This is a genomic window from Zestosphaera sp. (genome assembly GCA_038843015.1).
In the GTDB taxonomy this organism is placed as follows: Archaea; Thermoproteota; Thermoprotei_A; order Sulfolobales; family NBVN01; genus Zestomicrobium.
The window spans coordinates 88,214-113,252 of sequence record JAWBSH010000004.1 but is presented as its reverse complement, the minus strand read 5'-3'; the positions used below and the strand labels follow the sequence as shown (position 1 = coordinate 113,252).

General features: G+C 42.1%; 30 protein-coding genes. 9 read left to right on the top strand and 21 right to left on the bottom strand.

The features are described from left to right. Nucleotide 1 precedes the first annotated feature (1 nt). Together QXL29_04365 and QXL29_04360 are read right to left on the bottom strand one after the other, a co-directional pair. Nucleotides 2-742, bottom strand: coding sequence for an HAD-IIB family hydrolase (locus QXL29_04365; protein ID MEM2283827.1), 741 nt, complete (start codon nt 740-742; stop codon nt 2-4). Between the two features lie 155 nt (nt 743-897). Beyond that, nucleotides 898-1,545: a class II aldolase/adducin family protein gene (locus QXL29_04360; protein MEM2283826.1), complete on the bottom strand. Its 648-nt coding sequence runs from the start codon at nt 1,543-1,545 to the stop codon at nt 898-900. 74 nt (nt 1,546-1,619) lie between these two features. On the opposite strand from QXL29_04360, the gene QXL29_04355 reads away from it, so the two are divergent. From QXL29_04355 to QXL29_04345, 3 genes are all read left to right on the top strand, one after another. Then, complete coding sequence (locus QXL29_04355) at nt 1,620-2,357, top strand: purine-nucleoside phosphorylase (GenBank protein ID MEM2283825.1); 738 nt, start codon at nt 1,620-1,622, stop codon at nt 2,355-2,357. 79 nt (nt 2,358-2,436) lie between these two features. Further along, nucleotides 2,437-3,684 (top strand): ORC1-type DNA replication protein, encoded by a 1,248-nt coding sequence (locus tag QXL29_04350; protein MEM2283824.1) that lies wholly within the window; start codon nt 2,437-2,439, stop codon nt 3,682-3,684. Then, on the top strand, nt 3,684-3,944 hold the full coding sequence (locus tag QXL29_04345; GenBank protein ID MEM2283823.1) for an ArsR family transcriptional regulator: 261 nt from the start codon (nt 3,684-3,686) through the stop codon (nt 3,942-3,944). The genes QXL29_04350 and QXL29_04345 overlap by 1 nt, the downstream gene beginning before the upstream one ends. Here the strand turns inward: QXL29_04345 and QXL29_04340 are convergent. The 11 genes from QXL29_04340 to speD form a co-directional block, all read right to left on the bottom strand. Beyond that, nucleotides 3,941-5,362, bottom strand: coding sequence for a replication factor C large subunit (locus QXL29_04340; protein MEM2283822.1), 1,422 nt, complete (start codon nt 5,360-5,362; stop codon nt 3,941-3,943). The two genes, QXL29_04345 and QXL29_04340, sit on opposite strands and share 4 nt — an antisense overlap. Next, entirely contained in the window at nt 5,349-6,344 is a 996-nt protein-coding gene (locus QXL29_04335; GenBank protein ID MEM2283821.1) for a replication factor C small subunit, read from the bottom strand. Before QXL29_04335 ends, QXL29_04340 begins: the two co-directional genes overlap by 14 nt. A 123-nt stretch (nt 6,345-6,467) precedes the next feature. After that, nucleotides 6,468-6,755 (bottom strand): TRAM domain-containing protein, encoded by a 288-nt coding sequence (locus QXL29_04330; GenBank protein MEM2283820.1) that lies wholly within the window; start codon nt 6,753-6,755, stop codon nt 6,468-6,470. A 113-nt stretch (nt 6,756-6,868) separates the two neighbouring features. Beyond that, complete coding sequence (locus QXL29_04325; protein ID MEM2283819.1) at nt 6,869-7,291, bottom strand: hypothetical protein; 423 nt, start codon at nt 7,289-7,291, stop codon at nt 6,869-6,871. Beyond that, a complete protein-coding gene (locus QXL29_04320; GenBank protein MEM2283818.1) occupies nt 7,242-7,514 on the bottom strand; it encodes a hypothetical protein in 273 nt (90 codons plus the stop codon). Before QXL29_04320 ends, QXL29_04325 begins: the two co-directional genes overlap by 50 nt. Before the next feature lie 110 nt (nt 7,515-7,624). Continuing rightward, nucleotides 7,625-7,984 (bottom strand): peptidyl-tRNA hydrolase Pth2, encoded by a 360-nt coding sequence (gene pth2, locus QXL29_04315; protein MEM2283817.1) that lies wholly within the window; start codon nt 7,982-7,984, stop codon nt 7,625-7,627. 365 nt (nt 7,985-8,349) lie between these two features. Then, complete coding sequence (locus QXL29_04310; protein ID MEM2283816.1) at nt 8,350-8,691, bottom strand: hypothetical protein; 342 nt, start codon at nt 8,689-8,691, stop codon at nt 8,350-8,352. Nucleotides 8,692-8,783: 92 nt separating this feature from the next. Further along, nucleotides 8,784-9,989 (bottom strand): tRNA pseudouridine(13) synthase TruD, encoded by a 1,206-nt coding sequence (truD, locus tag QXL29_04305; protein ID MEM2283815.1) that lies wholly within the window; start codon nt 9,987-9,989, stop codon nt 8,784-8,786. Between the two features lie 36 nt (nt 9,990-10,025). Beyond that, nucleotides 10,026-10,361, bottom strand: a complete 336-nt coding sequence (locus QXL29_04300) for a YbjQ family protein (GenBank protein MEM2283814.1) — start codon at nt 10,359-10,361, stop codon at nt 10,026-10,028. Nucleotides 10,362-10,366: 5 nt separating this feature from the next. Next, the gene (locus QXL29_04295; GenBank protein ID MEM2283813.1) at nt 10,367-11,479 is read right to left on the bottom strand and encodes an NAD(P)/FAD-dependent oxidoreductase; all 1,113 of its coding nucleotides are present in this window, start codon (nt 11,477-11,479) and stop codon (nt 10,367-10,369) included. Between the two features lie 289 nt (nt 11,480-11,768). After that, the gene (gene speD, locus QXL29_04290) at nt 11,769-12,158 is read right to left on the bottom strand and encodes an adenosylmethionine decarboxylase (protein ID MEM2283812.1); all 390 of its coding nucleotides are present in this window, start codon (nt 12,156-12,158) and stop codon (nt 11,769-11,771) included. Between the two features lie 202 nt (nt 12,159-12,360). Between speD and QXL29_04285 the strand changes: the two genes are divergently transcribed. The 4 genes from QXL29_04285 to QXL29_04270 are packed head-to-tail and all read left to right on the top strand — an operon-like array spanning nt 12,361 to nt 15,004. Continuing rightward, nucleotides 12,361-12,849 (top strand): deoxyuridine 5'-triphosphate nucleotidohydrolase, encoded by a 489-nt coding sequence (locus QXL29_04285; GenBank protein ID MEM2283811.1) that lies wholly within the window; start codon nt 12,361-12,363, stop codon nt 12,847-12,849. Continuing rightward, a complete protein-coding gene (locus QXL29_04280) occupies nt 12,846-13,835 on the top strand; it encodes a queuosine salvage family protein (GenBank protein ID MEM2283810.1) in 990 nt (329 codons plus the stop codon). The genes QXL29_04285 and QXL29_04280 overlap by 4 nt, the downstream gene beginning before the upstream one ends. 10 nt (nt 13,836-13,845) lie before the next feature. Beyond that, nucleotides 13,846-14,115 (top strand): hypothetical protein, encoded by a 270-nt coding sequence (locus QXL29_04275; protein MEM2283809.1) that lies wholly within the window; start codon nt 13,846-13,848, stop codon nt 14,113-14,115. Beyond that, nucleotides 14,105-15,004: a geranylgeranylglycerol-phosphate geranylgeranyltransferase gene (locus QXL29_04270; GenBank protein MEM2283808.1), complete on the top strand. Its 900-nt coding sequence runs from the start codon at nt 14,105-14,107 to the stop codon at nt 15,002-15,004. The genes QXL29_04275 and QXL29_04270 overlap by 11 nt, the downstream gene beginning before the upstream one ends. Before the next feature lie 206 nt (nt 15,005-15,210). Here QXL29_04270 and QXL29_04265 read toward each other — a convergent pair whose 3' ends face one another. The 5 genes from QXL29_04265 to QXL29_04245 all read right to left on the bottom strand — a co-directional run bounded on the left by QXL29_04265 (nt 15,211) and on the right by QXL29_04245 (nt 20,201). Further along, nucleotides 15,211-16,158: a hypothetical protein gene (locus QXL29_04265; GenBank protein MEM2283807.1), complete on the bottom strand. Its 948-nt coding sequence runs from the start codon at nt 16,156-16,158 to the stop codon at nt 15,211-15,213. 141 nt (nt 16,159-16,299) lie between these two features. Then, nucleotides 16,300-16,734 (bottom strand): hypothetical protein, encoded by a 435-nt coding sequence (locus QXL29_04260; protein MEM2283806.1) that lies wholly within the window; start codon nt 16,732-16,734, stop codon nt 16,300-16,302. 85 nt (nt 16,735-16,819) lie between these two features. Further along, on the bottom strand, nt 16,820-17,980 hold the full coding sequence (locus tag QXL29_04255) for a DUF763 domain-containing protein (protein ID MEM2283805.1): 1,161 nt from the start codon (nt 17,978-17,980) through the stop codon (nt 16,820-16,822). Nucleotides 17,981-18,036: 56 nt separating this feature from the next. After that, nucleotides 18,037-19,404: an NfeD family protein gene (locus QXL29_04250; protein MEM2283804.1), complete on the bottom strand. Its 1,368-nt coding sequence runs from the start codon at nt 19,402-19,404 to the stop codon at nt 18,037-18,039. 8 nt (nt 19,405-19,412) lie between these two features. Next, nucleotides 19,413-20,201 carry a slipin family protein gene (locus QXL29_04245; GenBank protein ID MEM2283803.1) on the bottom strand — a complete coding sequence of 263 codons (789 nt, stop codon included), beginning with the start codon at nt 20,199-20,201 and terminating at the stop codon, nt 19,413-19,415. A 71-nt stretch (nt 20,202-20,272) separates the two neighbouring features. On the opposite strand from QXL29_04245, the gene hjc reads away from it, so the two are divergent. After that, entirely contained in the window at nt 20,273-20,728 is a 456-nt protein-coding gene (gene hjc / locus QXL29_04240) for a Holliday junction resolvase Hjc (GenBank protein MEM2283802.1), read from the top strand. A 426-nt stretch (nt 20,729-21,154) separates the two neighbouring features. After that, the gene (locus tag QXL29_04235; protein ID MEM2283801.1) at nt 21,155-21,451 is read left to right on the top strand and encodes a hypothetical protein; all 297 of its coding nucleotides are present in this window, start codon (nt 21,155-21,157) and stop codon (nt 21,449-21,451) included. A 48-nt stretch (nt 21,452-21,499) separates the two neighbouring features. Here QXL29_04235 and QXL29_04230 read toward each other — a convergent pair whose 3' ends face one another. From QXL29_04230 to QXL29_04220, 3 genes are all read right to left on the bottom strand, one after another. Continuing rightward, complete coding sequence (locus QXL29_04230) at nt 21,500-22,891, bottom strand: aspartate aminotransferase family protein (GenBank protein ID MEM2283800.1); 1,392 nt, start codon at nt 22,889-22,891, stop codon at nt 21,500-21,502. Between the two features lie 124 nt (nt 22,892-23,015). Beyond that, nucleotides 23,016-24,518 (bottom strand): sodium:solute symporter family protein, encoded by a 1,503-nt coding sequence (locus QXL29_04225; GenBank protein MEM2283799.1) that lies wholly within the window; start codon nt 24,516-24,518, stop codon nt 23,016-23,018. Next, nucleotides 24,515-24,823 carry a hypothetical protein gene (locus QXL29_04220; protein ID MEM2283798.1) on the bottom strand — a complete coding sequence of 103 codons (309 nt, stop codon included), beginning with the start codon at nt 24,821-24,823 and terminating at the stop codon, nt 24,515-24,517. Before QXL29_04220 ends, QXL29_04225 begins: the two co-directional genes overlap by 4 nt. Nucleotides 24,824-25,039 lie beyond the last annotated feature (216 nt).

Below are 25,039 nucleotides of genomic sequence, written 5' to 3'. Positions count from 1 at the left end.
CTTAAATCGCTAACTTTCTTGCATGCTTAACTAGCCACTCAGCTAACTCGCCCGAGCTTACGACGTAGTCTGCTTCTATCTTTAAGTCGTTATTGTGTTTATGCCTTACGAAAATTCTCACGTCGGCTTCTTTGAAAGCTGGTATGTCACTGTAGCCGTCTCCGAAGTATATAACCTTACTGACATTAAGTAGTGTCTTAAGTATTCTTACTGCTTCGTCTTTACTCCTTTTAGCTACGTGTATGTCCATGAACTCGGCGTAGTCGCCCCACCTCATAATGTCATAGACTACGAGCCCTTTGCTTTTAGCTTTCTCACTAATATACTCTATCTCTCTCGGTCTCTCGTTATTGAGTAACCAGTAGATACTCATCCCTAAAGGCACTTCCTGCAATGTCTTTCCAACTATAATTCCTATCTTATCACTAAACTTCTCAGTGATTTCCTTAGCCAGTTCTTTAATATATTCAGGCTTCACACCCAAGTAAGCTTCCTCATCAACTACCACGTAACCTCCGGCAATAATCTCAAGCCCGTAAACGCACGCGTAACCACTTAACCCAGGCATCCTCTCAAGCAGGTATCTGCAGTCTCTTCCGCTAACAACGGCTACAGCATGTTCAGAACTCAAGTCTTTAATAATGTTCGTTAATGCGGGGTCAGGAGTCCCGCCACTCGGGCTAGAAGTTATTGGCGCTAAGACACCATCGTAGTCAAAGAAGAAACCTATCTTTCTAACCATCTAACCACCACCTTATACATACTAAGCATCTTTCAAGACTTGGATTCAAGACTTCTAAACATTTCCTTAAGGGAACCATGGTAACCACTGACGACTAGCACTACTAACGATTAAAGCAGTTAGAGAATTATAAGTGTTGCTCGTAATTAAGAACTCTACTCAAGACCTAGTATCCTCTTACTAAACAACTTACTTAAGTAGTCAACTACCTCATCAGGTGGCTTAGTTGTCTTGCCAAGTATTCTGCTCAAAATATATGATTGCGCCAACCTCTCAATAAGAACCAAGACTTCAAGAGCTTCTTCAAGACTCCTACCACACGTTACTACACCATGATTAGGAAGAATAACAGCAGTCCTGTCTTCAAGAGCCCTAACTACGTTCTCAGCCAATTCTCTACTACCAAATGGCGCGTACTCAGCAACCCTTACTTCACCGCCAACGTAAAGAACTGCCTCCTCAACTACTGGCGGAAGAGGCTCGCGAGCTATTGCTAGCGTGGTGACGTATATCGGGTGTGCGTGGATTACTGCGTTAAAGTAATCATACTTCCTGTAAATCGCCGTGTGTAGGGGTAACTCAACAGTTGGTTTTCGAGCACCCTCGATGACCTCACCACTTATAGAAACAACTACGATGTCTTCAGTAGATAAACGGGCTTTCGGTAAGCCACTAGGAGTTATTAAGACATGATTCACTCCCTTAACCCTGACACTAACATTGCCAGACCTGCCGTGATTCAGGCCTTTATCCTCCATAAACTTTAAAACATCAATGATCTCTTTCTTTAACTCTTCATACAATTACTTAACACCCACATTACACACACTCTACATAAGTTAAAAGCGTGTGCGAGTATACGTAATCGGTGGTTGTCTTGAGTGAAGTCACTAGCAGGAAGATAGTCCCTGTACACCTGAAGATCCGTGAGGGTTGGGTGGCTGAGAGAGTTTTAATAGCTGGCGATCCTGCTAGAGTTAAGTATTTATCTGAGTTACTGAATGACGTGAAGTTAGTTAATGAGAGTAGAGGTTTTCTCACGTACACGGGTTACTACAATGGATTTCCAGTAACTATAGCTACACACGGTGTTGGGATGCCCTCAGCCCTAATAGTTCTGGAGGAACTCATAGCTTATGGGGGTAAGTACTTCGTTAGGTTAGGTACTGCGGGAGCTTTGGCTAGTGGCTTAAGAATAGGTGACGTAGTCATACCTACGGGGGCCGCGTATTATCCTGGAGGCGTTTTCCGGCAGTACTACGGTGAGGACGTTTGTTGTCCCTCAACCCCTGACTTCACGCTACTCAGGAGGATCGTTGAGGTAGCCGAGGAGAGAAAAATAAAATACGTTTTAGGACCTGTCTTCAGCAGTGATGCCTTCTACGCTGAAGACCCTGTGTTTGCTAAGAAGTGGTCTTCAAGAGGTTTAGTAGCTGTTGAGATGGAGTGCGCCGGCCTCTTTGCAGTATCGTTAATGCGGGGAGTTAAGACAGCGTGTGTTCTCGTCATAAGCAACTCTCTTGTTGAGGACTTAGGTTATGCTTCTGCTGAATACTTGAGGGAGAGAGTAATTGATATAGCCAAGATGATCTTAGAGGCACTCACTAAGATTTAACTGATATTTTTGAGTGGTGTCTCTCCAGCCCTGCCTTATATAGAGGGTTAACAAAATATTTAGTAGGTTAAGTGAAAGTATGAATGAGTTACATGAGTTAATCGAAAGTGAAATTAGGAGGCCCTCAGTATTCGTTGATGAGTCTGTCTTATATCCTGAGTTTATACCTCCAGTGATTAGGCATAGAGACAAGCAACTTAAGCAGTTGGTAGAGTTGTTTAAGCCTGTTGTTCTCAAGCCGGGAACGAGTAGCGTTAAGGTCTTGCTTGCAGGGCCTGTAGGAACTGGAAAAACACTTACTTCGATAGTTTTTGGCCGGGAAATTTCCAGAGTTGCCGAGAATAGAGGTATTAAGTTAAGATATGTCCACGTGAATTGTTCTAAGTCTAAGAACTTAGTAGGAATTATCAGAGAAGCTAAAGATTCTCTATGCCTACACATACCTGACAGAGGGATCTCCTCTAATGAGTTACTATCAGTCTTTCTGAAGTTGTTGAGTAGGGAAAACATGTACTTGATACTAGCCCTAGACGAGTTCGAGTATTTTCTTAATACAGCACCTCCTGAAGACAGGCACGCAATAGTCAGGATGTATGACGTCATGCAAGAAGATGTAAAGAGAGTCAACTTAATATTCATTGCTAGGGGGTCGCCAGCAAACGTGTGGTCTCGAGTCGACAGCGTGACTGGAAGCTACTTAATGAAAAATTTAGTTTCCTTTGAGCCTTACAGAGCTTCAGAACTTTATACGATATTGAAAGACCGGGTTGACACGGCCTTTCATCAGGGAGTAGTAGGTGAGGAGGTAATAGACTACATATCTAAGATGAGCGGGTATGACACAGGCGGGGACGGAAACGCGAGAAAAGCTCTCGCAGTATTGCATGCCGCAGGAAAACTAGCTGATAAAGACCTTGCTGAAGGTAGAGCTAACCGAGTAACGATAGATCACGTGAGGCAAGTCATAGCTCAAGAGTATCCGGCTTTAGTTGATTTGCTAGATAACCTACACTACCTAAACCTCCACGAAATACTAGTCCTTAAAGCAGCCTTACATGCTCTGAAAGAGTCAGGATTAGACTACGTGCCTATGAGCATGGTTGAAGCTACCTACGATAAAATATGTAAAGAGTTGGGTGAGGAGCCTAGGAAGCACACACAACTCTACACTTACATAATGGATTTAAAGCAGAGAGGAATAATAATAACTAAGACTTCAGTTAAAGGCAGAAGAGGTAGAAGTACTTACGTAGGCTTTGGAGTAGCCCCTCTAGGAGCCGCGTTACAGAAGCTTGATGCCGTGATAAAGCAGTTGAGGGTTGGGTGATGAGTTCTCGGTTAGAAGAGATACTTTCTAGTAAAGCCAGAGTTAAAGTACTGAGAGTCGTTCTGGAGAGAGGTGAGGTAAATATTAATCAGATAATCAGAGAGACTAAACTCAATTACAAGACTGTGCGCAAGCATGTTAACTACTTAGTTAGTGTAGGTCTTATTGAAGAGCTCAGGGTAGGTAGGCTAAGGCTCCTGAGACCTAACTGGCTCAACCCGAAGGTCAGAAGGCTTGAAGAGTTTTTCAATTTTTTCTAGAGCTTCGTCTTCTTAACGAAAGAGTCTAACCCACTCTTAGTCTGCTGCTTCTTGACTTCCTCACTCTTCTTATTGTTTTTCTGGGCGTCTTCTCTTTTTGACCCTGCTCTCTTAGCTTCAGCTCTTATAGCTTTCCTTAACTCCCTAACTCTAGCGATTATCTCGTCTCCCTTATTCTGTGAGAGGTACTTAATCATCGGGTCAGTCAGGTTTAGAGAAATAGCTATTTTGGCAGCTTCCTCAACGTTGTTCTCAAAAATTATCTTGATATATGGTAGTACGTCTTTCAATACCTTAGCTCTAGAAGCGTGTATGTGCTCACCTATAATGCCCGCTATACTGTCTCTTAAAGCTCTAACTTCCTTAGTTTGAGACATTAACCTTATTCTGTCCGGGAATTGATACTTAACCCACCTAAACTTAGCCTTAGGGTCATTCTTAGGAGATAAGGCAACACCTGCAGTCATTAACTCTATAGCGTAAGCTAGTAAATCCCAAGACCCGCTCCTCACGATGCGCCCCCTATAAACGTCAGCTCTTGCTAGAGCCTCGTAAGCTCTCCATAAATCCTCAGGGTCTGTTATCTGTCTAGGAAGGTTCTCATTTATCCACTCCATTAGAGTGTCGGGGTCTAAGTCTGTCTGGGTTGCGTTGAGTTTGGCTTGCCAAACATACTTAGACCAGAAAATCTTTCGAACAACCTCAAAAGGATCTAAGACCCTGTCTCTAGCTCTGAGGAGTTGCTTAGCGATCTCTTCAGTAATTTTACCACCCCCCTCAGCAACAGCTTCTAAGTCGTTTATAGCTGACCTCAAATCTCCTTCAGATTTCTCCGCAATGAAATCCAGTGCTTTCTCATCACACGAGAGCTTCTCAGCCACACATATCCTCCGAAGAACTTCAAGCACGTCGCCTTTACTGAGTCTCTTAAACTCTATCATAACTGAATGGTCTCTGAGGGGTCTGAAAGCCAGGTCCCAAGGATTATTGGCCGTCATAATTACGGGATTCTTAGTAGTTTCAATCAGTTCTAAGATAGCTTCTATAGCTCCTGCATCAGCTCCTCCGGCGAGTGCTAAGCCGTCGATCTCGTCTAATAGTATGATTCTCCTCCCAGCGAAGAGGCCTCTCTGGACGCTAGCCAGCTTAGCCACTCTCTCAATATCCTGCTCTCTCCTATAGTCGCTAGCGTTCATCTCGACAAGTTGAAAGCCGTACTCCCTGCACAGAGCTTCAACTATTGATGTCTTGCCAGAACCTGGCGGCCCGTAAAATAGTGCAGCCTTCTTCTCAGGCTTTCCTGCAAGCCATCCTTTAATCCACGTCTTGATCTTCTCGACTGCTTCTCCCTGATTAACGAACTCACTTAGCTTTTTAGGCCGGTACTTTATTACCCATGGAACTTTACTTACTGACACGTTTAGGAGCTACCCCCACCACTTTCTTTCCCAGGACGGCTAGCCTAGCTAAGAGAGCGTCAAGCTGTATCTCCTCATCAGCACCCTCAACAAGCCTAAACTGGATCTCTCCCACGTAGTCAGCAAGTTCTACCTTCACCTCCTCAGGCAAGTCAATATCTGAGGATGTTATCTCCCTATGTATTTGCTTTATTATGTCTATTCCTGAAAGCCCGTACGTCACCATCAGAGACCTAAGCGTGCTCCTAGCTTTAATGAAGTCCCCGTTTAATGCTGTCTTAATCATTTCTCTAATCTCCTTCGGGTGAGCCAGACCAACGACCTTATAAACGTTTGACACACTCACCTCACCTAAGGCGGCGGCAGTTTGGAGTATGTTTATAGCTTTCCTCATATCACCCTCGCTCAAGTCGTATATCGTGTTTAGTGCGTCCTGATTACACTTAACACCTTCTCTTTCGCAAATCCATGAAAGCCTGCCTACGACGTCCTCTCTACTCAAAGGAACGAACCTGAAGATAGCGCATCTAGACTGTATAGGCTCTATTATCTTGCTTGGGTAGTTGGCTATCAAAATGAATCTAGTAGCAACAACATACATCTCCATAAGCCTCCTAAGAGCTTGCTGTGCGTCAGCAGTCATGTTATCTGATTCATCCAGGAGTATTAGTTTAAAAGGCACGTTACCCGGTGTTTTAGTCCTAGCAAACTCCTTAACCTTAGTTCTTATCACGTCAATTCCTCTCTCATCCGAGGCGTTTAGCTCTAGTAGGTAGAGCCTGTAGTCACCCCCGTATAAGTCGTGAGCGAAGGCGTGAGCTACCGTAGTCTTCCCAGTACCCGGAGGTCCTGCAAAGAGTAGGTGCGGCGTATTCTTCTCTTTAATAAATTGCTTTAACCTAATAACAACCTCTTCTTGATTTACTACCTCATCTAGTGTTTTAGGTCTGTACTTCTCAGTCCATAACAGTTCAGCCAGGATCCTACTTGCCTCTTCCTCGCTCAAAACCAAGCACCCAATAAATAACTATGAGCGTAGAATTTATAACATTATCAACCACCAAGAACCTCTTAAGTACCGCATAAGACGTTCTCACAAACCAAGTTATTTCCTTGAGACACCAAACCTCTCAATCACTGAAGCATGGAGTACTTTATTATCTATTTTCTTTACCGCTACTCTTACCTTCTCTCCTAAGACCGCTCTAGGTATAATGACCTTAAAGTCGTTATAATACCCGACACCCCTGCCTTCCTCGTCGACCTCAACAATCTTAACTATCAACTCGTCACCTATCTGCGGCGTCTTAGTCTTAATGTTTTTGTCGTAGTATATGCTGAAGCGCTGGACGTTGACTGAATATGGGTCAGAATAATTTCTGTATTTAGTCATTCATTCCACCATCCTACCCGAACACACAAACATATACTCACACAATATAACTAATGTGTTAAGGCTTATAAATAAAAACCAAAATGAGTTAGAGTTGTTAACTAGGAGAGTTATTAGGTCTTAGCTATCTGGAGAACCTTATACTTCTTAACTATTAGTTTTAGCGAGTCAAACAAGCATTTAAGTAACTTCATCGTAAGCGAGTTACCACCGTAAGTTACTCTAACCTTAAGCTTCCTATAAACCGCTCTGCAGAGTAACCTACCACTAGAGTCAAGTATTAGAACCTCACCAATCACTCTTTTCTTAATGTTGAGTGTAAAGGAAGCCTGAATAACGAAAGAGTCTTCTGGAACTAACACTTTGTGAATCTCTGCCGAGCCTACAGAATAGGTGGGTGCGGTAGTAGTCTTCTCTACTATCTCGTAACTTACTTTCTCGCAGTCTTTATTGAGGACTACGTAGAGTGTGGTTCTCTTGTGTTGGTCACTCTTGCTCCTCGATCTCTCCACCCTCAACTCCAGAGACTTCCTCAACCTCCTCAGCCTCTAAAACTTTAAACTCCTTAACACCCTTAAGGGTTACCATCAAGCCCTCAGCAAAGCTATATGGAGTGACCCTGACTTCCTCAACATTACTGAAATCTAAGGTAATTCTACGCCCACCTGAAAACTCTCTGAAATTAACTAACTTACCTACTGAATCATAGATAGAAACCTTAACACGGTCTTTCTCGTAATGAATAACTATAGACTCCAAATCATCACCCGTTTAAAGTGTTGTGTAGCACCTTAATTAATCTGACCTCTCCTACACCCTAGAAAGCTATTTTCAGCCGTAATAAACTCGAGGGGGCTGAACTCGCGTACTCAAAGTAGTTTAAGAGACCCTGTTATCTTATCTACCAGCTCCTCAGGAGCAGGACCTATACCTACTGCAGTAATAGTGCCTTCAGGAAGCTCAGTCAATCCCGCGTCAGTTATGAGGGATGCCGGAAGACCAAACTTTCTAGCTTCCTCGTAAAAACTCATTAACTCTCTCAAGTTAGATACTTTGAGAACTACTTTCTTCTGTCCTTCTTCAAGCCATTCCTCAACCCACTCTCTCTTATACTTTAGTGCCTCCATAAGTGCGGACACTGAAGCGTGAGCTACCTGAACAGCTAACTTACCTTTACTCATATTTATGTCTGTGCGAACAAGTACTACCTGCTTATACCTGTAGCCCATTAACGACCCTCACATCCGTGAAGTCTCGCTTTTTATGGTCGGGTATAGCTTAATAAGTTTTAGTAGTTGATTAAGTACGCTAGAATCAGTAAGCAGTAACTCTATCAGGGTACGAGCTACTAATCCTGAGAAACCAACAAATTAAAACATGGGGGGCTGTTTTCCTTGCTTTATGTTTTGTGATTGTTTATTGGTTTTGTAGTCTCCTCGTCCCGTAAGGTAATGAATCGCGGGCGACTGCGCGGGAGCCTCTGTGGTTAGGGGCTCTGAGGAGGCCGTTAAGAAGCTAAACACAAAGAACAACGAAAACTCGTGAACAGCCATCTACCGAGAAAAAACCTCAGAAAGAAAAACTTAATTATTACTTATGGCGGGGGAGAACTGTTAGTAGCTTGAGTTAGCTTCTCTATCACTTTGTTTAGAGCCTCAGAACTTTTACTCTCGACACAGCTAACTAAGATATTTATGTTTGTCGCTTCATTCCTCCTAGCTAAGTTTCTACATTCAGTTATGAAAGTTCTCTTATCAATTTCTAGTAGGTAGTATTGAGAGTTAGGGATCTTCTTAATAGTTAAGTCTCTATGAATACCTAAAGAAGTAAGTAACCTGCTAACGATTTGATACTCTGCAGAAGTAAAGATACTGAAGCCGTAGTTTCTCAAGTGACTCACTATCCTGTTCCTGAGGTCAGCAAGCGTAAATGACATCACACTAAACCTCTTTCATTAATAGCGGCACAGGTTATAAGTGCTGTTACGCAAAATTTAAGGAGTAGAACTCATTAACAGAACTGCTAGAATCACGTAGGGGGAGAGCCGAGTAACTCGCGCAGAAAGACTGTAGCGTAAGTTGAGGGCTTCAAGAAGAACTTGAGCAGTGCCTTACTACCGATTTCTTCGTATTTGAAGTCCCGTAGCGTGAAGACTACTTCACGACTCGACTTACTTAAATACTTAACGTACTTGCTTCTAGCGTCAATGAACTTGAGCTCTTCTTCTACAGCCTTAACAGACTCGCGTGTGCATTCGTCAACTAAACTTAAGTTAGGTCTGGGCAACGGGATCACATCACATTTACGTGCTAGCGTGTCAACATCTCCTAACTGGGTAACGAGCTTGCTTAAAGCTAAGTTAAATAAGTATGATTGGTAAGCCTCAACATACATCCTTATAAGCCACTCATCAATTAAATTCAAGACATCCCGAGTATTCATGCCCCTCAATAATCCTCTAATCAAAGACCTCTCAACGCTAAAGCTTCTCGGAAAGAGTCTCAAAGCCTCTCTCAGGTCGCCCTTTTCGTAAGACTTCCTAGCCTCAATAACCCTCTGAGATTCTGTAGGGAACGGATTACCCACTATTAAGTTCAGCGCTTTCTCGAAATCATTTTCGAGGAGTGCTTTACCGACTAAGTGTGTTGCAGGTCTCCTAACACCAAATCTCTGGTAGCCGTAGTAGTTCAAGAAAGTGATCTTATCATGTAACTCCCTCAACTCCTCTAGTATCTTCAGATCTTCTCTACTCACGTCTTCTAGTAAAACCTCAAAATAATTACCTTCTAGGTGACCCCTCCTCAACATAGAGTTGGTAAAGCCTTGGAAAAATAGGGTTATCTTGCCGTCGAGAAACTCATAAAATTTCCTGAGCTCCATGCCAGGACGGCACTTAATAGTGATGAACTGGCACGTAAGACCTTCAGCATCTTTGATTCCTGCGTAAGAAGCTCTAACACCTAAAACTCTTGAAACTATCTTTACCGTGTCGGGCGTTGGCATGTCCTCTTTACACATGACATACCTTAGAATCTCGGATTCAATACAAACTAGGTCTTCATTTACTATGCTTAGGGGTCTTGCTTGAATGCCGTCAACGCCCACCTCATATACTTTGAACGAGTCACTCTTTTTCGAGAACTTAACTCTCTCGTTTAGTCTTAGCTCAGGCCTACTAAAAACTAGCATGCCTACTAATACATCTAGATAGTTACTAGACTTCGAAATAATCATATAAACTTACCTTGAGACTAGTAAGAAAGCTCTACTTTACTCAGGCTCTACCACTACTGCAGTTCCATAAGCAACTATCTCTGCAGCACCACTCATTATTGAGGAGGTAGCAAACCTAACTCCCAAGACCGCATTAGCTCCGAGAGCTTTAGCTTTCTCAATCATCCTGGACAGCGCTTCATTTCTTGAATTAGCTAAAAGCTCAGTATATTCTACTATCTCGCCGCCAGCTAAGTTCCTGAATGCTGCAACAATATCTCTCCCTAGATTCCTTGCTCTAACAGTACTCCCGCTAACTATCCCAAGAACTTTCTTGATCTTATAGCCTGGAAGGAACTCCAGTGTCGTGACGATAATCTCCTTATCACTCAATACACTCACCTACTAATACTTGCTGATAAGGCTAATAAAACTGACATAACAGGGTCAGTTACTAGCTTGTCATAATCGAGTATCTTAACTTCTCTCAACTCAAATTCGGTAAGAGACTTGACTAACTTATAGTATCCTCCAATACTTAAGATAGTCTCATAGATCAGGTGTTGAATCTTAAGAAATCTCAGTAGTCTCTTGTATTTACTTATTATCAAGTCTTGAGTTAATGAGCCTCTACTTAGAGAATCTCTTAAAACTGTTACCTCCTCAATTAAGGAGTAGATACCTCCTCTACTCACGGGCTTAGTGATTGACGCTGCATCACCTACCAGTAAATAATTCTCACCGACAATTTTCTCACAAGGCCTGTCTGCAGGTATTAAACCGCCGAAGAAGTTCTCGATTTTATAACTTGATAGTGGTTTAAAGACTCTCTTAGCTAGATACCTAAGTAGTAAGCTAGCCTTCTTAGAAGTCGTTGCTAGACCTAAAATCACGTGTTTTTCGCTTACTGGAATAACCCATCCGAACCCTTCTGAACCGAGGAGGGGAGTGACGATAACCTCGACTGTTTCAGGACTTTCACTAACCGACAGGAATGCTTGAGGTCCTATCAAGTACTTACTCACACGGCATAAATTAAGTGGTCTAACAAGCCTTCTAGTAGCGCCTTCACTAATAACTACTAAATCGTAGTGACGTAACCCCCTATTAGTTACTAAGAAATTTTTGCTTAAGTCTACCTCAGTGACTATAGTCTTTGTACTTACCTTGCCCCCCAAGCTAGTGACTACGTCACACAAGCCTTTCTCAAGTCCTACTCTATCAACTAAATATACTGGTTTCCTGAATCTAAGTGTAAGAGCCTCGCGAACCTCACCGTCCTCGACTATCTTAACAGAGTATTCATTAAATCTGTTGATGACATACTCTTTAACGAGTCCCCCGAGAAAACTTATGACGTAGTCGCTGACGAGACCACTACAATGTCTTGGCAAACCAATTGATTCGTGTTCTTCAAGTAACTCTATGTTAAAGCCTCTCTCAAGTAGAACGTAAGAAGTCAATAAGCCGCCGAGACCAGCACCAACAACTGAGACCTTCTCTAAACTCATATTACTCCACCATTAAATACTAGCAACTACAGATGATTTTTGGGTTTTAGACATTCCAACGCGTGACAAGAGCTAACTCCACTTATCTTAAAAATCAAGCAATAGCCAGAACTCACTTAAGAACAACTCTACCGACTTGACGCCCTAACCCGCCCTAAAAGACAAGACTTCAATCGTAAATTATCGGGGGCCTCCCTTAAGTTTCACTTCTTGTTAAGAGTAGAGATAATCTAAGCTAGCGATTAAAGCCTATCCTCCCTCTTATCTCACTTGAGGAGAGAAGCGTGAATCACGTTAATGACCTGTCAATCATATTAAACTCGTATCTTCTTGCTCTTAAAGCTCTCACTATATACTCAAATGACCTTAGCGGGTCTGTGTGTTTGCCGCATGAGTAAACATCTACTGTCGCGAAAGAATACTCAGGCCATGTGTGGATAGATATGTGTGATTCTAGTATTATAGCTACTACGCTGACCCCAGGACCCATATACCACGTTCTGACGTCTAAGAGCGTCATATTACCCACGTGAGCAGCTTCAATAACTACTTTCTTAAGAAATTCTGGGTCTGAGAGGAGTTCTGAATCACACTCGTAGAGACTGCCATATACATGCCTCCCATAAACCTTAGTTTTAATATTTTTTCCACCTATATGCGTCAATAACTCAAGTCCCATCCTTCACACCCCCTACAATAAATTCAGTGAATGTCTTATAAATTTTACCCCCTATAATCCTCCCCCTAATGTGTTAATATAAACAATTACATTAAATCCCTCGACATACATTGAGTTTTTATAATAAGATTTTTTAATAATTTTATTTTGCGCGGTATTAAGTCATGAGAGTATATAAAAACCTTGCACTAAAGGTTTGTTGGTGGTTGAGACGCTGATAACAGGTCATGAGATTCTCAAGTATGTGAGAGACTTGCTAGATACTAATACTCAGTTGCAGCCTGCAGGCATCGACTTAAGAGTGTCTCAAGTATTTAAGTTTAGGAGTGCCGGAGTCTTAGGTTTTAATGAGAGAAAACTTCCTGAAGTTGAGGAAGTTCTGCCTGAGAACGGATACTGGAGTCTAGACCCAGGAGTCTACAAGATAAGGTTTGCTGAGATAGTTGAGTTACCTCGAGACGTCTTAGCTCTGTGTTTCCCTCGCTCCTCACTACTCAGATCTGGTGTTTTAGTCTCCTGTACTGTGTGGGATCCAGGCTATGTAGGTCGTGGCGAGGCTCTAATGCATGTAATGAATCCTCACGGCATTAATTTAGGTGTTGGTGCTAGAGTAGTTCAGCTAATTTTCTTTAGGCTTAATAAAGCTGTAGAGAAAACTTATGAGGGTTTTTATAAGGGTGAGAATCTTTGAGTGCGGAAGTAATAAACTATTCATTCAAGAAAGTAAGTCTGCGTGAATACTCGATAAGTTCAGTAGCTCCATACTTAAGAGAAGCAGCAAACTCACTACCAAGAGATGACTTTACAAACACCGAATATTATCCACCTAAGAACGCAGAACTCGAGGACGTGCTGAGGTATTTCATATTTATGGTAGCCATAGATCATAGGACCAGCAGAGATAAACCATATGAAGCCTACGTGGATTCAAGACTTTACCACGGCGCAGACTTACTCTATAAGCTAGGATCAAAGAAGTTCGCAGAAGACCCTAGCTTCTTTTCACCAGAAAGGATGGCTAAGATCAGCAGTAATGAAGTGAGTGAGTGGCTAAGTATCAAAGGAGTAAATGAAGTATCTGTCTGGGACCCTGAGGTACGTGCAGACCTCTTGAGAGACTTAGGCAGAGGACTGATTAAGTGGTTTGAAGGGTCTGTTACTAAGCTAGTTAATATGTCTGGCGGCTACTTGAAGAGTCGTCCCCAAGGAATCACATACTTAATGAAGAGGTTCAAGGCTTACTCAGACCCCGTAGAGAAGAAGACATATTTGTTCGTCAAGTTTGTGGAGAGACGAGGCTTGGTAAGCGTGATTGACGTGTGGAATAAGGAAGTCCCGGTAGACAACCACTTAACTAGAGTTGCTCTCAGGTTGGGCTTAGTGACGCCTGAAGAAGACCTTCTCAAGAAAATCAAGATGAGGGAAACTTTCACATGGTCCGAGGATGTGATGTTAAGGCTAGTAGTGAGGTCGGCCTATAAGATGTTGTCAAGAATAACTTATTTAGACCCCTTCATACTGGATGATTTTCTATGGTATTTTGGTAGAAAAGTGTGTACTAGAGATAAGCCAGCCTGCATTAGTAGCGGCGAGTGCCCCTTCCTGAAAGTTTGTCCTAGCAGAGAAGACCCTGAAGAAGTAGTAGAACACCACTACGTTGACACCTACTACTACTGAGGGGACGTAAATGAGTGAGTGGGGTGATGTAAGGAAACTAATCAGGTCTCTTAATGAAGACCAGCGCAAGACACTCAAATACTTCTGTATTAATAAGTCTGTAGGTGAATTACTAGCGCTGAAAGAACTGCAAGCACTACATAAGGTAAGAGAGCCGGGCAAAACCATAACAAAACTTGTTGAATTGGGAATACTGATTAGGGGTCAAGGATGCTACAGTATATCTAAGTCATTCCTAAACGCTCTTAAGGAGGCTGGGATAAGAGTTGATGAGCTTTAAGATCAAGCTTAAGGCGTACTTAGAACTCATGAGAATGCATAACGTGATTGCTGCGCTACTAACTACACTCATAGGGTGGCTAACTGTGAGAGTCGAGGTTAATACACTTGCAAACACTTCTTTAATAATCCCATTACTAGCTGTAGGTCTAGTATCGAGTGCTGGATACGTAGTTAACGACTACTTTGACATAGAAGTGGATAAAATAAACAAGCCTTACAGACCGATACCTTCTGGTAGGGTGACGCCTAAAGAAGCTATCTACTTGACCCTCACCTTAATAATAGTTGGCGTCACTCCATCCCTGACTGTAGGTCCTTACACAGCTGTCTTCGTGTTAGTTAATACTCTACTAGTTGTTTTATACTCTTACAAGATTAAGGAGTTAGGGTTTGTAGGTAACGTTATCGTGTCTCTCGAGGGTGCGTTCACTATAATCTTAGGAGCACTCACCCCGTCAGAACTCCTTAATGACTTAAGTCTCGTCAGGTTCTCGCTAATGCCCGCAATCTATGCTTTCACCCTACTTCTAGCTAGAGAAATAATCAAGACTATTGAGGACATTAGGGCTGATGAAGTGAGAAACGTAAAGTCTCTACCTCGCGTCATAGGAGTTTCTAAATCTTCCATCATTGCTCTCACACTTCAGTTACTCATAGTAGGTATTTCGTTGATTCCTTTTTTGACTGGATATGGCTACCTATACCTAGCACTAGCTCTAGCAACTGATGCTCTATTAATTTACTCAGCGATCAATACGATTAAACTCGGAAGAGTCGGTAATCCAGAGTCACTCGCATCAAAATTAAGAAGCGTGCTCAAGCTAGCTATATTTACGGGAACGATGGCTTTTGCTACAGACCTTTTATACAGGCTGTTCTTCTTATAACCTGACATCTTCCTTACCTCTAAAACAGGAATTCTCGTCTAGATGGCTTATTGACCTAGGCTCGTTCTCCCTTACTATGGTTTAGCTCGTGCTTATCTGCACCCTCCACGAGCTTGAGAACATTAGAAACAAGTCTTGCTATTAGAGAAATAGTTCGCTAGGGATCTCGTAAGCTACTATCCTCGCATTAAAGAGTAGGCTTTCAGCTATAGTGGATTTGGGGTCTTGAGCTTAATAGTCTTAATATTTTGACCCCAGATATCAGAGTATATTAACCTAATGTAGATCTCCTTGCCGATTAAGTCCTCGGGGGAAGCTAGTTTTACTTCTATAGTTTCTCCAATATTTAAGTCTCTCAACTCATTTCTGGAAAGCGTCTTACCCTCACTTAAGGCTACTATTAGAGCCTTACTTAGTCTTGAAGACCCTTCATTTTTCACTAAAACACGAATTTCTTTATTGCTAATTAGGGATGCTTCAAGAGAGACTTGAGGTGCCGGTGTGAGGGGCCTGTAAACGAGTAAGTCACTTAAAACTAGTGGTTTAGGAGTGTTGCTCTTACTTAACGATACGGAGCACTTAAATTCTTGAGATGCTTGAAATCTCTTTAAAGAGATCTCAGAAACCCCTATTAACTGACTAATTACGGCTTCCTCACCACAGGCTATGACTACTTCAGAAGTTCTAGAAGGAACTTCAGCAACTATCTCAACCCCTAATTCGAGACCTTCACGAGGATGAACAAAAGTATACTCCTCACCCTTCTTTAAGGTTAAAACACCCGAGTAATAATCCATCACTATTTCCGCATATTGAGACTGCTCCACACCGACTAAGCTAACGGAAAGTACCTCTATCGTCTTGGAAGTCTCTGCAGAGAGCTTGAGCAAGTATTTCCCAGCCTCTTTAACTATTCGAGAGACATCAAAGACTTGAAGTGCGTACACTACCCCCTCTAAACTAACTAATGCTTGAGGTTTGAACTCCCTAGTGATATTTACAGAGTTAACGGAGACTCTCCAAGGAAAAGACTTAGGTCTTAAGTCCTCGCCTCTGAGTAAGATAGAGAGATAAGACACATCTAGTCTGTTATCAACAGAAGTACTTAACTGGATACTCTTAGGGTTGCCGTAGCCGCCGATGACTCCAGGCATTATATGAGTAATTCTATATGGTAAACCCTTAAACGTGCCTGAAGCACACTTTACTAACTCGCCTAGCACCAATCTCGGTACCCTAATATATCATAGCAGGCGCTATATAAGAGATGCAATAACTAGTGCTTAAGTTCAGCCTCAAGAACTGCCATACCAAGGCTCTTCAGCAATCACCTTAGTGTTCCAGGGGCAATAACGCTTAACCACGTTAAGCCAGTATTCCAGCTCGCTCTCTACAAATGACGGCATACCGTCGCATAATTCTATTGTTGCGTCAGCCACCTCCACGGTATCAGGGTCTAAGTGCCAGCTCCATGGTTTATTAAAGCCTCCATCACCTCTCCTAAGCTCGCCAATGACTATCCCGAATCTCTCGCCTCTTAATATCTTCCTTAATTCCTCAGCCACGAAAGAGTTTTTTACTACCACCTTAAATTTCTCTCCATTAACATCTATAGTGAATAACCATCCTAAGGGCTCTTGATGTCGTTTACTCGTTACGTAGAAATAGAGTAGTGCTAGAAACAGTATAAAGATCAAAATTATCGCGGCAATCATGTATGTCTTCCTCAATTAGGTCACCTTAAGCGATTTTCTTTGTATACTTAAAAATTTTAACATAAATTCGAAGAACTCGGCAGGGCAGAAAAACACATAGTTAAATATTGCTAACGTCTTCAGGAGCTAATTTCTTAAGAGCTCTCAACGCAATTAGCTTTTCTCTTCCCTCAAGCTTTGCCTCATCTACTAACCTGCTTAACTCCCTAATGACGGTCTCAGCAACCTCTCTCTTTATTGGATATGGCACTCCGTCTTTCCCTCCTATAGCGTAAGCGTATTTAAAAGGTGAGTAACTGTGCGTCACTATATCTCTTAATGGTGGGGGTTCCCTATAGATTAGCTCAGAAATAAGTGATAGAGCTCTGATCACCTCGGCACCTAGACCCTCAATTAACAGAAATTCATGTAGGTCCTTAGGCCTTAGCTCGTACGCCTTATTCAGTTTCCCCAAGATTCTTGAGTCTATACTTACCGGCCTGTAGTAAGGTACGTTAATCATTATTGGTCTAGGAGGCTTAAGGCCTGTAAGCGTCTTAAGTCCTTTAAGGTATGTGTTGACTATCTTAAGCTCATTCACTATCTTCTTAGGATTCTCACTAGCTAAGTCTACTAAGATTTTCCTAGACGCTACCGAGTCGCTAGTAGTTAAGTTTAGCGGCTTAGTAGTAATGTCTGAAACTACTCCTGAATGAGATTCTAGTGTCGGGTCTCTAGACATGAACCAAGCTAGGTGGTATCTCCTAGCAATCTTCATGTCTACATTCATTCCCTGCTGTATAACCACCCAATTACCCTTCTTATCAAAGAGTACTGCGTGGTGGTATAGGGTAAAACCGTCTTGAAGAAGAACTGAGTCTGTTTTGGCTGCAAGTCTAGACACCTTAACTAACTCGTTAGATGAAGCACTACTTAATCCTATCTCGTCACTATACTTAATTATCTCTTCTGGAGTTTTCCTGGAAATAAGTCCCTTACCTCCGGCAACCCTAACTTCACCACTTATTTCCTCAAGAGCTGTCTTAACCATGGCTGTAGTCACGGTCGTTGAGCCACTACTATCCCAGTCCATTCCTATGACGTTATTGAATGCCTGAAACCAGAGGGGGTTTGAAAACCTTCTTAAGACTTCTTCACTATCAAACTCTATCAGCAGAACCTCTAATATAGCCTTAGATAACTTAAGCATCAGCTTAGCAAGCCATGTAGGCACGTGACCCCCGTGTAAGGGCAGATCAGCTACTCCCGAAACGCTACTCATTACTCTCATCTAAAATATTGCTTAGAAACTTAAATAAAGCTCGCTTAAACAACGACTCATTTCCTTTTAACTCTAAGTATTGCGCCTTCAACGCTTACCACAACTACTTCACTACCCTTAGGTATCTCCTCATCTGAGACTGCCTTCCAGTACTCGCCCTCAACGATCACGAAGCCTGGTTTTCCAGGACTTAAGTCGTCGATCGCCTTACCTACCTTACCAGTAGGCAAGAATTCATAAGGCTTCTTCCTCCTGACTTTTATGACTTTAAACATTAGTATGCCGAAGAAACCCCCCAGTATCACTGAGGTACCTACTATGAACGCTCTTAAAGCATTCAAGTATTCTTCAGAAGGGACTAAACCACTGGGCAGATACGTAGGCAGGAGAGCGAAACCGAAAGCGAGGAGGATTACCCCACTTATCCCTACTATCCCGAAGCCCGGCAAAACAAACAACTCTATAGCTAGTAGCGTGCCACCTAAGACTATCAGGAACAACGAGACAAGATTAGGGTTAAGACCGCTACCAATCAGCCCGAGGAGTAGGAAAAGGAGGGTGAGTGGAAGTACCGTTATTCTGCCACTCAATAGAGCAAATATAGTTCCTAAGAGCCCTATCGTGAGCAACACGTTGAGTATTGTAGAGTTCTCAAGCAATGATAATAACCTTGACCTAACGCTACAAGCATAAAACTCTAGACCTGACTCATCAATCTCTAACCTGACTACTCTACCCGAGACCGAAACCTCATAGCCGTATAGAGACCTTAGTAAAGTCGGAAGGTCTTGTACTATCATGTCTGCAACACGGTAAGAAACAGCTTTTTCAGCATTCACGGTAGTGGCTTTAACTACGAAGTCTTTCACTAAAGTCTCATTCCTCCCTCTAAGCCTTGCGTAACTCAAGGCCTTCTCAACGACAGGATTTATTATCTTTGATTCATTAACGAACTGAAGCTCTCCTGTAACAGGGTTTATCATTACTGGCTGCATAGCTCCAATAATAGCTGAAGGATGTAGCGCTACTATATTGGCTGGGAGTATTATCATTGTTCCAGCACTCAATGCCTTACCACCGCTGACGTAAGCTACTGTAGGTATTTTCGAGTTACTCACAGCATCTCCAATAGTGTAAGCGGCGTCTAGGTATCCTCCATAACTATCGACCAGGTATATGAGTGCTTTACCCTCGCTCTCGGCCTTACTTAAAGCGTCTAAGAAGCACTCCTTAACCCCACTATCTATCACGTCCCACGGAGGCTTTATCTCAACAACTACTGCTCTAGTGATCACTCCAGACGCTTGAAAGCTTAAGGGGTCAGAAGTCCCTACAGTATGTGACGGGGTCGCAAGCACTAATAAGGTTAGAATAATAGTTATTTGAGCAAAAACACGAAGAACTTCGTTTTTAGTCGTTAGCACCTCCTAACTCACCGCTCTTCTCTTTCTCTAAGCGCTTTATACATTGCTACAGTCTTGCCCACGTCTGTAGCTCCGGTTTCCGTAATTACTACCAACGCTTTTTCTCTAGCTATTTCTATCATGGTCTGAAGCTCTCTTAACCGGAGTGCCGTAGGGTGTTGCTCATACATAGAGGCTGCCTCAACCAGTACCGCGGAAGCTTGTCTCTCACCTTCCGCTTCTATTATTCTAGCTCTCCTCCACCTTTCTGCCTCGGCTTGTTTAGCCATGGCTCTCATGAGCTCCTCAGGCAGTTCTACAGACTTGAGCGTTACTGCAGTCACTTTAATACCCCAAGACATGGCTGTCTCGTCTATTATGTCTTGTATCCTCTTATTCAGCTCGTCTCTCTTCTGAAGTAAGTCATCTAAGTCTACCTGACCTATCACGTCTCTCAAGACTGTCTGACCCAACATCATTATTGAGTAGTGGTAGTTACTGACTTTAGTTATTGCAGCTATTGGGTCAACAGCTCTATAATATATTACTGCATCAACCTTAACACTCACGTTATCTCTAGTTATTATCTCTTGTTTAGGAACATCGACTGTTACTACTCTTAAGTCAACTTTCATTAAGTTATCCACGAATGGTATGATCAGTATTAGTCCAGGACCTTTAGCTCCTACGAGTCTTCCCAGCCTGAAAACTACAGCTCTCTCATACTCTCTAATAATTTTTATGCTAGCGTTTAGTAGGGGTATAACTATTATTAGCACAACAAGAATTAACACAATCTCTGTTAGTCCTATAGGCATTAACTCCGCACCTCAATTACTTATTCGTTACAAAATATTTAAGTCAGTGTTTATGGAGTTAAACTAAGGTGGTGAGAGTAGTTAAGAGCAGATCTAAAGGTTATAGAGCTGAGAGAGAATTAGTTCATACTTTATGGAGGTTAGGGTTTGCAGTAATGAGAGCTCCTGCTAGCGGTGCTAGAATAAGGAAAGCGGAATACCCTGACGTAGTAGCTATAATGAAAGGCAAGGTCGCAGTCTTCGAGGTCAAGTCTAGAGCTAAGCCCTCAGGACTATACATTGAGCTAAACCAGGTCAAGAAATTAATAGACTTCGCAGAGAGAGCTGGCGGAATACCATACATAGCAGTCAAGATACCTCACAAAGAATGGAAATTTATTAAAGTATCAAAAGAAGGAATTAAAGAACGCAAGACGTATAAGGTAAGTAAAGAAGACATAGAGAAAGCTCCAGGAATTAACGGTGTTCTAGCAGAATTAGGACTCATGAAAACGTTAACCGACTATATTAAAGAACCGGACGAATAGAAGACATATAAAATACTAAAGGACTTGGCCCCCCATTACGACTGATAACATCTCACCTTATATAAACCGCTTCACTGTTCAGCCTTATCGATTCTAAGCTCCTTTTAATTAGAATTCTCATCAATAGTACACTTGTTCAGAAAAACCTTAACACGCAGATTCTGTCTGACCCAAATATTCGTTTGTTTTTAGGTTAACTAACATCAGGGAGAGAAAAACCAAAATCATTAACGATTACATCATAATAAATTATTTCCTTAAAAACATCGCAGTCAACACCTTGAATAGAAGTCCCTCTACAAACGATCTCATGACATTATCTCAGCATTTCAGCTTTATTTCATAGCTAGACGATGGACTAAGGACTAGACGCCGATGATAACGCTTTATAGCTTTTTAAAAATATTAGGCACTTGGAGAAAGATTATGAGTCGCGAATGTATTCAAGTTTCAAGAGGGACTCCATGGTTTGATACTGTAGATCAGGAGCACATACCTCTAGAAATCATTAACGCGTGCACGTATGATGTTATGGTAGATTTTGAAGTAGCAGGACTTCCTAGTAGAGAAACAGTTTACAAGTCTAGCAACCTGAAAATACCTAGTTTAAGTAGACACTCGATAGAGGTAATAACAGATAAATACTATGAGGCTCTTGAGGTAAAGATTACTGTAAGAAATGAAAAACCTCATATCATGCTAGTAGAGTTTCGTCTCAGGTAAAAACTCAGCACGTTTTAAAAACAGAATTTTGTTTTTCAATTTCGAATATTAGATAGCTTCTTCTATGGCTAACGACTCTACTAATTTTCCTTTAATGTCGCTCATGACTCTGTCAGCTGTCTCTAGAGCTTTCTGTAAGTCTTCTTTCGTGTGCATTATTGATATAGTCCACTGCTCGTCTACGGCCATAGGCTGAGGTATTATGCCGTTTATTACCATACCCAGCGTCCACACATACCAGAGACCCCAATTAACCTTAGTTACGAAGTCTCTCCACGTGTTTATCTCTTCTTTAGCAAAGTATATTGTGCCCTTATTAGCAATCTGAACTACGTGTGCTTCTAGCCCCTTATCTTGTATTAAGTCTCTGTAGCCCTTAGCTAACTCCTCACTCAACTTGTGCGTGTATGCTAGGTTAGACTCTGTGAGGAGTTCGGTGATCGTTACGTAGGTTGCGTAAACAGATAACGGGTTGGCATTGAAGGTTCCACCATGAGGTACTTTACGAGGTCCTACTAACTCCATTATATCTTTTCTAGTTAAGACTGCTGAGAACGGGAATCCTCCGCCAAGTGCTTTAGCTACAGTGATTATATCAGCTTTAACTCCGAAGTAGTCTTGAGCTCCTCTATACCACATGCCTGAAGTCTTTACTTCATCGAATATTAAGAGGCAATTATATTCATCAGCTAACTTCCTCAGGAAAGCTACAAAATCTTTCTTTCCTGGAACAACACCCATATTCATGGCTACAGGCTCCATAATTATAGCTGCTATTTCATTCCCGTAAGCCCTCATTATTTGTTCTGTCGCTTCAGCATCGTTCCACGGAGCAACAACGACATTCTCCGCTAATTCTTTTGGAACGACGTTGTATGGATATCCGGTAGGGACTGACCTGGGTCTTTTAGGATGTCCTGCGTGTCTTAAGTCAGGCTTAACTCCAACCATTAAGAGCTCGTGTGTGCCGTGGTAATGCCCCTCAAACTTCAGTATTTTTGACCTTCCAGTAACTACTCTAGCAAGCCTTATAGCCAAGAGTGTTGCTTCAGAACCCGTGTTTGAGAACCTGACCATTTCATAGCCGTACCTACGTGTTAAGGCTTCACTCAACTTATAACTAAGTTCTGTTTCATGACCGTATATAGTGCCATCATCTAGTTTCTGCTTTACTTTCTCAAGTAACGCTGGGTTGGCATGACCGACTACTAGAGCTCCGAAACCCATATTAAAATCTATGTATTCATTCCCGTCAACATCCCAGATTCTGGAGCCACGCGCCCTAGAAACCATTAGTGGGTGTGGGTCAAAAATTCTCCAATTACTGTGAACGCCGTGTGGTGCAAGACTTGATAGCTTAAGCCATAACTCTCTAGACTTACTTGTTTTTCTAGAATATAGTTCTCTGTAAGCTTCCGTCAAAGTTCTTAATCCAGACAAGAGTTAACACCAATACTCATAATACATGACCAAAAAATAAATCTATGCTTTATCTAAATTGGACATACTACAACTTGACTTACTGAAATAATAGTTAAATTGAGTAAGTTAAGAAGAAAAAACTCTACTTCTTTATACCGTAATACTCTTTAATGAATTCTTCTGGCGGGGGCGGCGTTGCTAGAGATACTATTATTAGCGTTGCTATAGCTATTAGTGTTGGTAAAGTTCCCTCCCACACACCAAACGGGTTGTGAGGTGCTTCAGGCCATATGACGTAAGTAAAGAGCAGTAACGATATAAATCCTGCTAAGTAGCTTGCGAAGCCTCCGTACTTGTTAGCTCTACGCCAGAATATCATTATTATTGTAGGCCATGCGATGACTGAGTAAGCAGGCCAGCACAGCTCAAATCCTATTATGACCATCGGCGCTTCAGGAGCTAGAGCTACTATAACACTAAGTATCGCGACACCTATTATGACTAGAGTAGATACTAGTCTCCTACCACGTTCAGGTACCTTAATGCCTATCCCCCTCTCGATCAAGTCCACATCAACAATCGACGAAACCAAGAGTAACATAGAATCAATAGTAGACCTAGTTATAGCTATGAGACCTAGTAGAAGAAGCACTAACAGAGGCCCCATACCGAAGAGCTCCATAAATAGCATGGGAACATAGCCTTCTACTACTTCTACCTCAGGTAGGTTAGCGCCGTAGTAGGCAGCTAAGCTAAGCCCTAGTAGTAGAGGCGACACGAAAGCACCTAAGAAGAATCCGGCGTTAGAACCCATACCACCAACTATAACGCCTTTGTAATCCTTCGCCGCGAAAAACCTAACTACTAAGTGGGGTATGAAGAGCCAGGAAATCCCGTAGAATATAAGCATAGTCCAGAAGTACTGGAAGGGTTGAGTTTTCTGAAATATCTCTGACCCTATGTCTGATGTATATGCTGTCCAAGCTAACTTATCGAAGCCTCCCCAGAAGGTATAAGTAGCGTAAACCATTGCTAGAAAAGCAACTATGAAAGTCACTCCAGCCATGATGTCCGCGTAAGCTACAGCTCTCATGCCGCCAGCACTTATGTAGATGACTATAAAGATAACGTAGAGAGCTAAGAACGTATGATAGGATATCTCACCCCCTGTAGCGGCCGAGAGAACTCCGGCCGCCGGTATGTATATCATGCCTATATAGATTATCGTAGCGTATAGTATCATTAAAGCTATGAGTATCCTTAACAACCTCTCAAACCCTCCAACTCTGTGGACTATCACGTCAGTAGGTGTTACATACTTGTGTAGCTTGCCTAGCTTGTATATCCTAAGACCCACAAGATAGAAGAGAGCAACGAAACTTAAGTAAAATATCATTTCTATGACCCACCACTCAAAACCTTCACTAACTATTACTGTAGGCATGCCTACAAACTCCCATGCTTCCATGTAGGTCGCCATATAGGTGAACATAACTGTTATGGCCGACAACGTACCGCCAGCCACGTAGAATTCGTGGAGTCCCTTCTTAGTTCTCTTAGCTCCCACATAACCTACTATTAATGTGAAGGCGAAGAATACTACGAGAGTTGATAACACTACTAAAGACCAGGGAGATATGTTCACTCTTTCCTCACCACCGTTCCAACATATGTGTTCTTAATTCTCTTTGTAATTGCTACATAGTATGTAGCAAAGAGCAAGAAGTTTAGGATAATCCAGGTTATAGCTATCATTAAAGCACCAGCAATGGGTTTCGGCAACCCCCAAATACTTTCCTCAGGCTCCCAGACAAGTAAATTCTCGGATACGTACCAAACTAAGAAGCTAGCAAATACTAAGTAAGCGATTAATAAGTACTCCCAACGCATTAAACTAGCCGGTATGGCGTCTACGTCAGGCGGGGTGCTTGACTCATTATGATGAGTCATAACGAACGCCTTACTATAAGTTAATATTAAAACGTTTTTAACTTTATTTAATATCTTTTTTGAACATAAGACAAACAGCCTAAACAAACACTCATATGAGAGTGCATTCTAGACAAAAGCAGATTTTCAAGTTAATGAGTTCTTTTCATGAATTGCTAGTCATTTTTATTAAATCATTGTTCTCTTAGATCATCGGCTACATTAAAATACTTCTCA